Genomic DNA, 13,483 nt, shown 5'->3' with positions numbered 1-13,483 from the left:
CGAAATCGAATTCTAACGAATTACCGATTTCTGTCCCACTCTCTTTTCCTCTATTATTTCGCTGCCTCTTGTCCCATTTCTTGGGTGCGTTTGTAGGCTGCTTCGACTCCTGCAATAATGTCACCCCGTAAACCGACTTGTTCTAAGCGGTTTACTCCTGCGATGGTAGAGCCACCTGGACTACAAACCGCATCCCTTAAGCGGGCTGGATGCTCGCCTGTTTCTAAGACCATTTGACTAGCTCCTTGGAAGGTCTGTGCCGCCATCTGCAAAGCTTGCTCACGTGAAAGTCCTAAACCTACTCCCGCATCTGCCATGGCTTCAATCATCTGATAGACAAAGGCTGGACCACAACCTGCAACAGCAGTTGCAGGATCCATCAATTTTTCTTCCATTTCGTAGAGGGCCCCTGCTCCTGCTAAGAGCTGGTTAACCTGGGCTACTTGCTGGTCTGTCACTGTTTGGGAGCGGGCCAGACTGATGACACCTTGACCAATGGCTACGGGCGTATTAGGCATGATGCGAATGAGCCCCACGCGGTCATTTTTAACCACACGTGCCATTTTGTCCAATTCCATGCCTGCAGCCATGGAAACCAACAGGAGATTGGAACGTTGGCCCAAGATATCCTGGCACTCTTCTAGTAAAGGGCAGATCTGATAGGGTTTGACACCTAAGAAGATGACCTCCGCCTCTTTAAAAGCCTCTTTCAGATCAGACGCTGTGCCGCCATACTGGCTGATGAATTCTTCCACCTTTTGGGGAGAACGATTGACCAAGAGCAGGTCTGTGGCAGCTACTTCTTTTGCGACCGCTTTGGCCAGACCAGCGCCCATGTTTCCTAATCCAATAAATGCTACTTTCATCTCTTACCTCACTTGACCGTTTCCAGTGACCAGATACTTATAGCTGGTCAGCTCACGCAAGCCCATAGGACCACGCGCATGCAACTTCTGGGTCGAGATCCCCATCTCACAACCTAGGCCAAACTCTCCGCCATCTGTGAAGCGGGTCGAGGCATTGACATAAACGGCTGCCGAGTCTACCTGGTTGCTGAAGACTTCAATGGCTCTTGGATCTTCAGAGACAATAGCATCTGAATGGTGGGTACTGTGCGTTTCAATATGAGCAATCGCTTCTTCTACAGAAGGGACCACCTTCACAGCCATGACATAATCTAAGAATTCCGTATCAAAGTCAGTATCAGAAGCCGGTGTACCAGTAATAATTTGTTGAGCCTGAGCATCCAAGCGTAGCTCCACGGGTACCGGAGCCTCATCTACTAAGGCTTTCTTCACTATCGGAAGAAAGACTCCAGCAAGGGCTTCATGCACCAAGAGGACTTCCATAGCATTGCAGACAGATGGACGACTAGTCTTGGCATTTTTTATGATGTCTAAAGCCTTGTCTAAATCCGCCGCCTGATCGACATAGACGTGGACAATGCCAGTCCCTGTCTCAATCACGGGTACAATCGCTTGCTCTACGACAGCTTGGATCAAGCCAGCTCCCCCACGTGGGATAAGGAGGTCTAAATCCCCCTTAGCCTTCATCATGACTAGACTACTCTCCCGACTAGTATCTTCTACCAACTGTAAGACAGCGGGATCAATGGTGGTCGCATGCAAGCCTGTTTTTAAGGCTGAAACGATGGCATGGGCTGTCTGATAGGCATCCTTGCCACTGCGAAGGACAACAGCACTCCCACTTTTCAGAGCTAAAGCCGCTGCATCAGAGGTCACGTTGGGACGACTTTCATAGATAATCCCAATTACCCCCATGGCCACCCGTTTCTTCTGAATGACCAAGCCATTCTCCAGGGTCCGCTCCTCCAAGAGCTCTCCAACCGGATCTGGCAGGGCAACCACTTGGAGGATCCCATCGGCCATGGCTTGAATTCGCTCTTCCGTCAAGAGCAGGCGATCCAGCATCACCTCCGAAATTCGTCCCCGAGCTGCTTCCATATCCATTTGATTAGCAGCTAGAATTTCAGCTGTAGCCTCAACCAAGGCGTCGGCCATAGCTCTTAAGGCTTTATTTTTTTCATCACTTGTCGCAGTATTAATACTTTTTTTGGCCTGTTTGGCCAGGCGAATCTGTTCGATTGTCTCCATCTGATTCCTCCTTTAAAATTCTGTAAATAAGAGTTCTACCTCAGGTGTGATGGTAATCCAATCATCCCGGTGAATGACGATGCCCTTTGGATTTTGACCGTGGAGCAGATCTTTAATGGCGGCAGCCCCCAAGCGGGTACGCCCTTTCCCAATGACCTGTCCAGATACGGCATCATGAACTGTGATAATATCAGAGTAAGTGAAGCCTCCCTCAACCTTTACCACACCGGACACAAGGACACTCTTTCCCTCTTCTTTGACGGCCTTAACCGCTCCTTGGTCCAGCCATACAGAACCTTGACTAGGGGCATAGAAGGCCAGCCATTGTTTCTGATTGCGCAAAAATTTGTCCTGAGCTGTAAAATAGCTGCCATCCTGGGTCTTCTCTGCCGCTTCCAGCAAGGCATCTTCTTTCAAGGATGAACAGATGTAAACAGGAACTCCCGACTCTGTGGCAATCGTAGCTGCCTTGATTTTTGTCAGCATACCCCCTGTCCCATTGCTTGATCCTGCCCCACCGGCCATCTCGATAATCTCCTTGCTGATTGCATCAATTCGATCCAAGCGTTTGGCAGTCGGATCCTTTTGAGGATGACCCGTATAGAGACCATCAACATCCGTCAATAAGACCAAGAGATCCGCCTGGACCATGGCTGCTACTTGGGCACTCAGGGTATCGTTATCTCCGACCTTGAGTTCTTCAATGGAGACTGTATCGTTCTCATTGATAATCGGAATGGCCCCTCTTTGCAAGAGGACAGACAGAGCCTGGTGGGCATTTTTATAGCGACGTTGGTCGACAAAGTCATCCTGGGTCAAAAGGACCTGGGCAGAGACGATGTCGCGTACCAGTAGATTGGAGGTATATTCTTCTAACAGCAGACCTTGGCCAACTGCTGCAGAAGCCTGCTTGTCTGCGATCTTGGTCGGGCGTTTTTTAAAGCCAAGCGCACCAAATCCAGCCGCAATCGCCCCCGAAGATACCAAAATCAATTCATGCCCTTGCTCATGTAAGAGAGCTAGTTGCTGGGTGATGGCTTTAACCTTGCTCCGAGATAAGCTCCCATCTTGATTGGTCAGGGAAGAGGTCCCGACTTTAAACACAATTCTCTTATTCTTCATATCCTTCATTCTCCAGAGTATTCGATTGTAACATTATACCATGAAAGCCTTAAAAAATACTAAGAGCGGACCAGGGGAAGGCTCTTTGCCCACAAAAAAACGAGTTTGAACCAAAGGTATCAAACTCGTTTTGATGATGATCTGCTTATCCTTGACGAAGTTGCTCCAAGGTTGCTTGGAAAATCTCCGGAACCTCTACTGAAAACTCCATGACTTCTCCCGTCCGTGGATGGGTAAAGCCTAGGGTCTTAGCATGGAGGAACTGGCCATGGCCTTTCAACGTCTTGCGAGTGCCATAGACTTCATCACCAGCAACCGGATGGCCAATGTAGGCCATGTGAACCCGGATTTGGTGGGTCCGCCCTGTCTCCAATTGCAGCTCGACCAAGCTATAATCCCCGAAACGCTCCAAGACATGGAAACGGGTCAGGGCTGGTTTTCCTTTGGCTGTCACAGCCTGCTTCTTGCGATCCTTGTCACTCCGTCCAATCGGTGCCTCTATGACACCTCGATCGTTAGGAAGATTTCCATGGACAATGGCCCAATACTTACGCAGGGACTTCTTAGCCTTGAGCTCATCTGCCAAGGCTACATGGGCGGCATCGTTCTTGGCCACCATGAGGAGGCCAGAGGTGTCCTTGTCAATCCGATGGACGATCCCTGGACGAAGCTCGCCATTAATGCCTGACAAGTCTTTGATGTGATACATGAGGGCATTGACCAGAGTTCCACTGGTGTGACCAACACTAGGATGGACCACCATGCCCTGGGGTTTATTGACCACTGCGACATCAACATCCTGATAGACAATCTCTAAGGGGATATCTTCTGCTTCATAGGTCACTTCTTCGACTTGAGGGACTTCATAGCTTATGACATCCCCTTCTTTTACGGTATACTTGGCCTTTTTGACTTGACCGTTGACAAGGATCTTTCCTTCCTTGATCTGTTCATTAGCCAAGCCACGTGAGAGCTCAGTCAACTCTGAGACGGCCTTATCCAGTCGCGCACCAGCGACTTCCACTCTAACTTCCATGGCTCTCCTCTCTTAAAAGATAAATCAGTAACAATCCCACACCAACGGTTAAATAAATATCTGCTACATTGAAGATGGCAAAATTCATAAAATCCAAGTGAAACATGTCGACGACAAAGCCCTGACGAACCCTGTCAATAAAGTTGCCAATTCCCCCTGAGATAATCAGGGTCAACCCCAACAAGAGCCAGAGGGAACCTTTGATGTGACGATAAAGGTAGACAAATGCTGCTCCCATGGCTAGGATGGTAATGATGGTAAAGAACCACTGTTGGTTTTCTAACATGGAGAAGGCGGCACCTGAGTTCTTTAGATAGGTCAGGCTGACCACTTTGGGAATGAAGGTACGCATGCCTCCCAGTGGGATTTCCTTGACCACATACCATTTAACAGCTTGGTCCAAGGCAATTAGGAGGAGGATACTGACAAAAATACTTACTTTTCTCTTCATGTCCTACCTCTTCTCATCAAAATAGGCTTCCATAACTTGGACAAACTTCTCAGCCACTGGTGAAAGATCCACCTCTTCCCGCTTGACATAGACCATTTTATTATCCAGATCATCGATCAAGGGGATGACAGTAATGCCATTCACCGACTGACTATCCAAGAAACCAGAACCGGTCGCATAGGCGTCAGTCCGCTCTAGAATCCCATTCAAGGTCGCTCGATCTGTCACATTGAAGAGTTGGGAACTGCTACTCGTATCGACGAAGTTCTCCGAATAGTAGAGATACTCATCCTTTTCCTGGGTAAAGCGAACGGTCGGTAAGTGTGCCAAATCCTCCATCACTAAGGATTCTTTCTTGGCTAATGGATGAGCCTTGCGCAAATAGATATGCGTCTGGAATGGAATGAGGTCAATGACTTCTAAGCCCAATTTATCCACCCGTTGCATGATCCCCTTGGTATTTTGCTTGTTGAGGTAGATAATCCCTAATTCACTATGCCCTTGAGCCACTTCATCCAGGATTTGAACCGTCGTTGACTCAAAGATCCGGAAGTCTTTGTTCTCAGGATAAAGGACAGAGAATTGGGTAATCAAAGGGGGAAGGAAATCATAGTGCTGACTCGAGATCGAGAATTCCTTCTTTTCTTCTTCAGGATTGGCATACTGGTTTTGAAAAACATCAAAGCCCTTGACCAATTCTTGGGCCTTTTCATAAAATTCCATCCCCCGGCGGGTCAAGAAAGTGCCTGAACTAGTCCGACGGAAAATCTTAAAGCCCAGTTCCTTTTCCAAGTCTCTCACAGAGATGGACAGACTCGGCTGACTAACGTACATTTTTTCAGCTGCTTCACGAAAAGTACCACTATTGGCAATCGCGACAACATAGCGTAATTGTTGAATATTCATGTCTTCTTCCTTCTAACAATATCACTCCATTATACCATAATCTAGAGGATGAAAAAAGTTAGGGACTTCAATCGAGAAAGAGCACAAAAAAACTCTCTGATTGATCAGAGAGTTTTATAATCTGTTACCTCGCCTTTATATCTCAAGGCTCGGGATAAAAAGGTTCACTGAACCTTTTTATTTTGCGATTGGGTAAACAGAAACTTGTTTCTTATCGCGACCTTTGCGTTCGAAGCGTACTACGCCTTCAACTTTAGCGAACAAAGTATCGTCTCCACCACGTCCAACGTTCACACCTGGGTAGATGTGAGTACCGCGTTGACGGTAAAGGATAGATCCACCTGTTACAGTTTGTCCATCAGCTGCTTTAGCTCCAAGACGTTTTGCTTGTGAATCACGTCCGTTTGATGTAGAACCTCCACCTTTTTTGTGGGCGAAAAGTTGCAAGTTAGCAAGATTCAATTTCAACATAATTGTTTTCCTCCATGTTAGTTTTCTGTGATAACTCTTGTTTGGACGAACTCCGATGAGTTTTCCGATAAGTTTGCCATCCCTAAGAAAAATGATTCAAAGAATAGTTGGGTCATTTCTCTTTGATGAGGTGGAATGTCTGTCGGGATTGTTACCCGCATGAAGCCACCCTCTTCTTCGTTTAATTCTAGTTCCGGTTCATAGCCTGCGAATTTCTCAACTGAGTTGACAAAGTTAATGGCAAGCGTAGAAACCGATGCACACACGACATCTAAGCCGTATTCGCCACTTTCGGCGTGACCAGTAATTTCTGCACTCCTCAGCTCGCCATCTTCGGCTCGTTCAAAGACTGCTTGTATCATGTGTTCTCCTAAAAATTAAGCGTTGATTGCGTTGATGACAACTTTAGTGTAAGGTTGACGGTGACCTTGTTTACGGTGGCTACCTTTTTTAGGTTTGTACTTGTAAGTAACAACTTTCTTTTGTTTTCCTTGTTTTTCAACAGTTCCAACAACAGTAGCTCCAGCAACAAGTGGAGTTCCGACAACAGTGTTTTCACCACCAACAAGAACAACTTCGTTAAATGTAACTTCTTGACCAGCTTCAACGTTCAATTTTTCAACGTAGACTGCTTGACCAACTTCAACTTTAACTTGTTTTCCGCCAGTTTTAATGATTGCGTATGTGCTCATTATGCACCTCCTATGTATTTTTGGGTTTCCCCGTATTTTTGTGAAGACTCGCCTAGCATCGTGGGACGAACCACTTAAGCTCAAAGGATGAGCGACGATGATCGAGCGGTTGCACAGGCATGTGCATAGTCAACTCTCTAAGTATATCACTTCTATCAGACAAAGACAAGCATTTTTGTTCCTTGAAAACGGATTTTCTTTTAAAAAGTTCTTAAAGCCTTTAAAAGAATGAAATGCTTACTAAAAATCTTAGCTATCTTTATAAAGAAGCCATTTATGATTCTTTTCTGTTCTTTTGTTTGTTCCTTTGGTGACTGATGTCAACCATCATAAAATTCATGGAGCAATTGGATCAATTCTTGCTGTTGTTCTTGTAAGTTTTGACCGATGGTGGTTGATTGGATGAGGGTCCGGTCCTCCAGGTCTTCAATCACCTTCTTCAAGGAAGTTTGCTCAAATGGCGAATCTACAACTTTCTGAATATCATGGAAGGGTTGATGGGTGACCAGTTGAAAACCATAGGAATTGTTAAGGAGTGAATAACCTGCTGTACCTGTCTTCTTTTGATATGCTTCACAAAGCCCCCCATCAATGACAAAGAGCAGTCCTTCACCTCGAATGGGAGATTCCCCTTTTCCTGTTTTAACCGGTGTATGCCCATTCACAATACGAGACAGGTCTGTTTCAAGACCAAATTCCTCTAAAAGTAATTGGCAAATCTTTTTTGAATTACGATAGCTAAAATACTCATTTTCTACTTCCTGATGCGTTTCTGGCTCCTCAATAAAATACCGTTCAAAGGTCGTCATCTTATTCTTCCCAAAGAGGGGAGATAACGGCCCTCGCCAGCAATACCAAACTAAATCCGTCGAAAGGTCGTCTCCAACTTCTTTGTTTTTTGCTGCAAGTCGAATATGGTATTCGAAAAAGTCTAGTAATTCTTTCCCAGCATACTGGGCTTGATGAAGAACCAGAGGTTGAAATTCCCCAGAAGGTTTCAAGGGAATACAGCCATGAAAAAGCAAGTGATGATTGTAAACTTTATACATGGAACCTTTCTTCATTAACAGCTCCATATGTTTGGCCATTTTAGGAGATCCTTGGAAGGAAGCCAGCATGCTGTCTACTATTTGTTTTTCCTCTAAGGATAATTCAGAAGGATTTTCCCAATCTATGGTTTGGAAGCAGGTATTTTTCAAGGAATAGCTGATCCCGTCAATGCTGATTGTATTCTTCCAATAATCAATGTGATACAGCAAGATTTGATTGTCCATCTGAAATTCCGGCCGTCTCTTCATCAATTGAGTTTCTATCTTAAATTGGAGAATGGCCAGCGCTTGATGGACTTTTTCCAGCTGCAATATTTCTTCAGCTGTAAATTCCTCCGCTCTTGTCCCCAGGATGGGCCTAAACTTAGGATTGGCTTTGTAGGTTTTATCCGCAAACAGGGTTAAGGATCGAATGTTTAAGCCGTAGGCTTTTTCGATATCCCACAAGTAACCGTAACGAGCTGCAATGCGCAATACATTCAATAAACAGGCCTTGGATCCAAAGAAAGCTCCCATCCAAATGATATCGTGATTGCCCCATTGAATATCTAAGGAATGAAACTGAAGGAGCACATCCATTACCTGGGCACTTCCAGCCCCTCTATCAAAAATATCTCCTACCACATGCAGGTGATCTATCAATAAGCGACGAATACTGCCGGCAATTCCCAAGATAAAAGGATCCGCTTCTCTTAGTTCAATAACATAACTTAGGATAGTCTGGTAATAAGAATGTTTATCGGCTAGCGTAAGATCACTATAGATCAATTCTTCAATGATATAGGCATATTCCTGGGGCAAGGCCTTCCTAAGTTTGGAACGGCTATATTTAGCTGCTACAAAACTCAATAGTGTTAAGAGTTGAGAAATCGTAGATTTATACCACTCTTTCTCCTTATTCACTTGTTCCAAAACCCTCTCTGGATAGGATACCAGAGCTGACAGTGTATTCTTTTCCTCTTGTGACAAGGAAGCTGCAAAGCAATCATTAATTTTCTCATTTAAAATTCCAGCGCAACTCCTCAAAATATAATCAAAAGCCGCAAATTCTCCATGAATATCACTTATGTAGAGCTCTGTCCCTTTTGGTAGGTTTAAAATGGCCTCAAGATTAGTGAGTTCAGTAATGACTTTTTGACGAGAATCAAATTTTTCTAGTAAAATACGCTTATATTGCTCCATATCATTTCTCCAAGGAATCTGCAGTTACAACCCAATCTAGAATGATTCAAGAATCAGTTCATCTTCTTTAATTGCTCCTCAATTAGGAAAGCTGTCTCTTCAATCGATTTATCCGTCATATTGATGACTTGAGCGCCATATTGTTTAAAGACCTTCTTGGAATAATCCAATTCTTGATAGATTTTTTCTAAATCCGTATAGCTTGTTTCTTGTGTTAATCCTAAAGAATCCAAGCGATGACTTCGAACTTTCATTAATTTTTCGGGCTCACAGATCAGACCAATTAAACGACGAGAGTCAACCTTATCTAAGACCTGAGGTAAAGGAACTTCTGGGATCAAAGGTAGATTTGCAACCTTGTAGCCCTTATTGGCCAGGTAAATACTCAGGGGTGTTTTTGAGGTACGGGAAACACCAAGCAGGACCAAATCGGCTTCTAAAAACCCCTGGGGTGCCTTACCGTCATCATATTTCACAGCGAATTCGATTGCTGAAATCTTTTTAAAATAATCACTGTCCAGGCGGTGCAAGGTTCCTGGAACTTCGATTGGTCTGGTTCCGGTCTTTTCTTGGATGATTTCAAAGAATGGATGCATGAGATCTAAATAAGCCAGACCATTTTTTTGGCTAAATTCTCTAGCTACTGATGCTAACTGACTATTGACCAAGGTGCTGATGACAAGTGCATTATCCTTCAAGGCATCATATAAGATATCCAAGAGTTCCTCTTCTTGATTGATAAAAGGGAAACGGTAACTATTATTAAAAATGATATCTGGATACTGTGCGGTAACTGCTGACAATAATTTTTGGGAAGTCCCTCCCAAAGAATCTGAAATACTATATACAATGATCTCTTTTTTCATATTTATTCCTCTTCACTCTTCAGTTCAGCATTTCTTGCTTGTAAGATAATGTAATCGAGCAAGACTGATTTGGTCACCGTTCCCACAATTTTTCGGTCATTTTCCTCATCGACTACCGGTAAGGAATCGATGGCATGATCCTGCAAGAGGGCAGCCGCTTCTAGGATGTTCATGTCTTTTGTACAGGTAATGATATGTGGCATTCGAGTCATACAAACTGCTACAGGGGTAGTCTGGATACTCGAATTAAGAGATGCCCTCAATAAATCTTTACGGGACATAATACCCAGTAAGAGCTTGTCTTCATCGATAACATAAAGGACATCGGCATCATACATAAATAGGGTGATAATGGCATCCTGAATATAGGAATCATGGGTGACTAATACAGGAGAGGTCATGATCTCTGCCACTTCTTTTTGAAAAGTATCAAAAAAGAAAAGTGTTTCGAGATCTAATCCAGAATAAGTATAGCCAATTTTGGGAGTCGCTTTCAATATACCAACCAAGGTCAAAAAGGACAAATCTGGTCGCAGGGTCGCTCTTGAAATATCCAATAAATCAGAAATCTTCTCTCCACTTAAGGGCTGATGCATTTTTACAATTTCAACTATTTTCTTTTGTCGTTCACTTAATTTCAAAATTTCCTAGCCTTTCTATTTCTAGCTCCATGATGATGATATCAGGCATCTCTAAAGCAATATTTGTCATATTTTCATCATTTACTTTTAAATAATCATCATTTTTAATAAACATTATAGCAGAATAATCCAATTAGTCAACATAAAAAGATGTATGTTTTGTTTGACAAATATATGTGATGTATAATACAATGATTTTGTCTTAAATATGACACATATTTAGTTTTTTGGAGGCTTATATGACAAAATGGATTTACTCCTTCGAAGAAGGAAGTGCGAAGGCCAATGATCTACTGGGTGGGAAAGGCGCTAATTTAGCTGAGATGAGCCATCTGGGACTACCGGTTCCTCCTGGATTTACCATCACCACAAAAAGTTGTATCCACTATCTCGATAATCCCGACTTCTTTGAGTCCTCTTTGAAAGAGGAAGTTTTGAAAGCGGTTGCTAAACTTGAAGAAAAAACGGGTAAGTCTTTTAGCGGAGAAGATCCTCACTTACTCTTAGTGTCTGTCAGAAGCGGGGCTAAATTTTCTATGCCTGGGATGATGGATACCATTCTCAATCTTGGTCTCAATGATCAGCAGACTCAATTACTGGCCAAAGAAACCAATCTAGATTTTGCCTACAACTGCTATCGCCGTCTACTCCAGATGTTTGCTGATGTAGTCTATGGCATCGATAAGGGACTTTTTGATGATCAACTAGCAGCTTTTGAACAAAAACAGAATAAAAAGGTCCATGATTTTGACCTAGCCCAGCAACAGGAATTGATCCAGCACTATAAAGATCTCTACTCCAAACACAAGCAAGAATTTCCTGAGAACCCTCATGAACAACTCTTCGCTGCCATCCAAGCTGTCTTCAAATCCTGGAACAACAATCGGGCTAGAATTTATCGGGAGCTTCATCAGATCCCTCATGATTTAGGAACAGCTGTCAATGTCCAGGCCATGGTCTTTGGAAATAGTGACCAAGCCAGTGGTACAGGGGTTTGCTTCACTAGAAACCCTGCAACTGGTGAGGCAGAACTGTTTGGTGAATTTTTGCTCAATGCTCAAGGGGAAGATGTGGTCGCTGGGATCCGCACTCCTGAGCCGATTGCAGCCTTAAAAGAAATCCAACCTGAAACCTATCAGGCTTTCAGAGACTACGCCAAGATCCTTGAAAACCACTATAAGGATATGCAGGATATTGAATTTACCATTGAGAAAGGCAAGCTCTACATCCTCCAAACCCGAAATGGTAAACGAACATCCAAAGCTTCTTTAAAGATTGCTCTAGATATGGTGGACCAAGGTCTAATTCGTAAGGAAGAAGCTCTCCTGAGAGTCACTCCTACTTCCATCAGTCAACTGATTCATCCAGTCTTTGAAGAAACTGCTTTAGAGAAAGCACCCTTCTTAGCTCAAGGCCTACCAGCCAGCCCAGGTGCAGCTACTGGACAAATCGTCTTTACCGCCGACCGAGCTAAAGAAATCGATCAAGAAGGTAAAAAAGTCATCCTGGTTCGGCAAGAAACTTCCCCAGAAGATATTGAAGGCATGATTGTCAGCCAAGCTATTGTTACCAGCCAAGGGGGAATGACCTCCCACGCTGCTGTTGTAGCTCGTGGCATGGGAACTTGCTGTGTCGCAGGTTGCGGAGAATTGACTATCAGTGAAGAAAATAAAACCCTTTCCTGTGGCAATCTGGTCCTAAGGGAGGGAGATCTCATCTCCGTCGATGGTTATTCTGGTCGCATTTATCGTGGCGAACTTCCTACTGTCCTAGTTGAGAACAACCAAGACCTCCAGCGCTTGCTTGTTTGGGCAGATGAAGTCGCCATCCTCCAAGTTCGAGCCAATGCAGAAACCGTCAAAGACTTGACGACCGCTATGAACTTTGGGGCCAAAGGGGTCGGGTTGGCCCGGACGGAACACATGTTCTTTGGACAAGAACGGATTCTTGAAATGCGTCGCCTCATCTTAGCGGATACCGAAAAAGAAACAAAAGAAGCCCTCAATAAGCTCCTAGAATTCCAAGAAAAAGATTTCTACCAAATGTTCCAAACCGTCCAAGATAAACCGATGATTGTCCGCCTGCTCGATCCACCTATGCATGAGTTTCTACCTAAGGATTCCCAAGAAATTGCATTATTAGCAAGCAAACTAAAAAAATCTCCTGATAAACTTGCCGACCGTATTGAAAGTCTGCAGGAAAGCAATCCGATGTTGGGACACCGGGGTTGCCGTCTCGGCATAACCAAGCCGGATATCTACAAGATGCAGACAGAAGCTATTTTTAGAAGTGCTATCAAATTGCATCAAGAAGGTCAAAAGATTAAGCCGGAAATCATGGTTCCTTTAATTGCTGATCAAAAAGAATTAGCATGTATCAAAGAGTATCTTGTTCAGCATATTGAACAGCTTTTCAAACAGTATGGTCAGGAGCCATTCCCTTATGAAATTGGTACCATGATTGAACTGCCCCGCGCCTGCCTAACTGCTGATAAACTGGCTCAAGAAGCCGATTTCTTCAGCTTTGGCACCAATGACTTGACCCAGATGACCTATGGCTTCTCTCGGGATGATATTGGCAAGTTCATCGGCCACTACAAGGACAAGGATATTCTTTCTTTTGACCCCTTCCAAAAAATCGATAGGGAGGGAGTCGGTGAATTAATGAGAATTGCTATCAGCAAGGCCCGTCAAGTAAAACCGAACCTCACTATCGGTATCTGTGGCGAAGTTGGCGGAGATCCTTCTTCAATCTCCTTCTTCCAAGACATACAAGTCACCTACGTTTCCTGCTCTCCTTACCGGGTTCCTGCTGCTAGACTAGCCGTCGCTCAAGCAGCACTCAAAGAAGGACAGAATTAAGTCCCCCTTACATTAGAAAAGCACCCTTGAAGCTAGAAGCATCGCATCTACATTCAAGGGTGCTATTTGTCTTTATCAAACTCACGCCAGTG

13 protein-coding genes and 1 other annotated feature are annotated in these 13,483 nt (G+C 44.1%); of the genes, 1 reads left to right on the top strand and 12 read right to left on the bottom strand.

Annotation, left to right across the window (positions count from 1 at the left end; genetic code table 11):
- Nucleotides 1-53 precede the first annotated feature (53 nt).
- The 12 genes from proC to ADF75_RS01740 form a co-directional block, all read right to left on the bottom strand.
- Complete coding sequence (gene proC, locus ADF75_RS01795; protein WP_048788940.1) at nucleotides 54-866, bottom strand: pyrroline-5-carboxylate reductase; 813 nt, start codon at nucleotides 864-866, stop codon at nucleotides 54-56.
- Between the two features lie 3 nt (nucleotides 867-869).
- Nucleotides 870-2,114 (bottom strand): glutamate-5-semialdehyde dehydrogenase, encoded by a 1,245-nt coding sequence (locus tag ADF75_RS01790; RefSeq protein WP_048788939.1) that lies wholly within the window; start codon nucleotides 2,112-2,114, stop codon nucleotides 870-872.
- Nucleotides 2,115-2,126: 12 nt separating this feature from the next.
- Nucleotides 2,127-3,236: a glutamate 5-kinase gene (proB, locus tag ADF75_RS01785; protein ID WP_048789039.1), complete on the bottom strand. Its 1,110-nt coding sequence runs from the start codon at nucleotides 3,234-3,236 to the stop codon at nucleotides 2,127-2,129.
- A 145-nt stretch (nucleotides 3,237-3,381) separates the two neighbouring features.
- A complete protein-coding gene (locus ADF75_RS01780; protein WP_048788938.1) occupies nucleotides 3,382-4,272 on the bottom strand; it encodes an RluA family pseudouridine synthase in 891 nt (296 codons plus the stop codon).
- A complete protein-coding gene (gene lspA / locus ADF75_RS01775; protein WP_048788937.1) occupies nucleotides 4,262-4,723 on the bottom strand; it encodes a signal peptidase II in 462 nt (153 codons plus the stop codon). Before lspA ends, ADF75_RS01780 begins: the two co-directional genes overlap by 11 nt.
- A 3-nt stretch (nucleotides 4,724-4,726) precedes the next feature.
- Nucleotides 4,727-5,629: a LysR family transcriptional regulator gene (locus ADF75_RS01770; RefSeq protein ID WP_048788936.1), complete on the bottom strand. Its 903-nt coding sequence runs from the start codon at nucleotides 5,627-5,629 to the stop codon at nucleotides 4,727-4,729.
- 177 nt (nucleotides 5,630-5,806) lie between these two features.
- Nucleotides 5,807-6,100, bottom strand: a complete 294-nt coding sequence (gene rpmA, locus ADF75_RS01765) for a 50S ribosomal protein L27 (RefSeq protein WP_003002805.1) — start codon at nucleotides 6,098-6,100, stop codon at nucleotides 5,807-5,809.
- A gap of 17 nt (nucleotides 6,101-6,117) precedes the next feature.
- Nucleotides 6,118-6,462 (bottom strand): ribosomal-processing cysteine protease Prp, encoded by a 345-nt coding sequence (locus ADF75_RS01760; RefSeq protein ID WP_006596492.1) that lies wholly within the window; start codon nucleotides 6,460-6,462, stop codon nucleotides 6,118-6,120.
- A gap of 15 nt (nucleotides 6,463-6,477) precedes the next feature.
- Nucleotides 6,478-6,792: a 50S ribosomal protein L21 gene (rplU, locus tag ADF75_RS01755; protein ID WP_000109141.1), complete on the bottom strand. Its 315-nt coding sequence runs from the start codon at nucleotides 6,790-6,792 to the stop codon at nucleotides 6,478-6,480.
- Nucleotides 6,793-6,826: 34 nt separating this feature from the next.
- Nucleotides 6,827-6,913 (bottom strand) — a sequence feature (ribosomal protein L21 leader region).
- Nucleotides 6,914-7,112: 199 nt separating this feature from the next.
- A complete protein-coding gene (locus tag ADF75_RS01750; protein WP_048788935.1) occupies nucleotides 7,113-9,023 on the bottom strand; it encodes a fructose-bisphosphatase class III in 1,911 nt (636 codons plus the stop codon).
- A gap of 53 nt (nucleotides 9,024-9,076) precedes the next feature.
- Nucleotides 9,077-9,889, bottom strand: coding sequence for a pyruvate, water dikinase regulatory protein (locus ADF75_RS01745; RefSeq protein ID WP_048788934.1), 813 nt, complete (start codon nucleotides 9,887-9,889; stop codon nucleotides 9,077-9,079).
- A 2-nt stretch (nucleotides 9,890-9,891) separates the two neighbouring features.
- Nucleotides 9,892-10,530: a helix-turn-helix transcriptional regulator gene (locus ADF75_RS01740; RefSeq protein WP_048788933.1), complete on the bottom strand. Its 639-nt coding sequence runs from the start codon at nucleotides 10,528-10,530 to the stop codon at nucleotides 9,892-9,894.
- A gap of 239 nt (nucleotides 10,531-10,769) precedes the next feature.
- Here ADF75_RS01740 and ppdK point away from each other — a divergent pair, with 239 nt between their 5' ends.
- Nucleotides 10,770-13,391 (top strand): pyruvate, phosphate dikinase, encoded by a 2,622-nt coding sequence (gene ppdK, locus ADF75_RS01735; RefSeq protein ID WP_048788932.1) that lies wholly within the window; start codon nucleotides 10,770-10,772, stop codon nucleotides 13,389-13,391.
- Nucleotides 13,392-13,483 lie beyond the last annotated feature (92 nt).

It is taken from the genome of Streptococcus sp. 1171_SSPC, from assembly GCF_001069335.1.
GTDB lineage: Bacteria > Bacillota > Bacilli > Lactobacillales > Streptococcaceae > Streptococcus > Streptococcus xiaochunlingii.
Note: the sequence above shows the minus strand (reverse complement) of the source record. Positions and strands in the feature narration are given on the sequence as shown.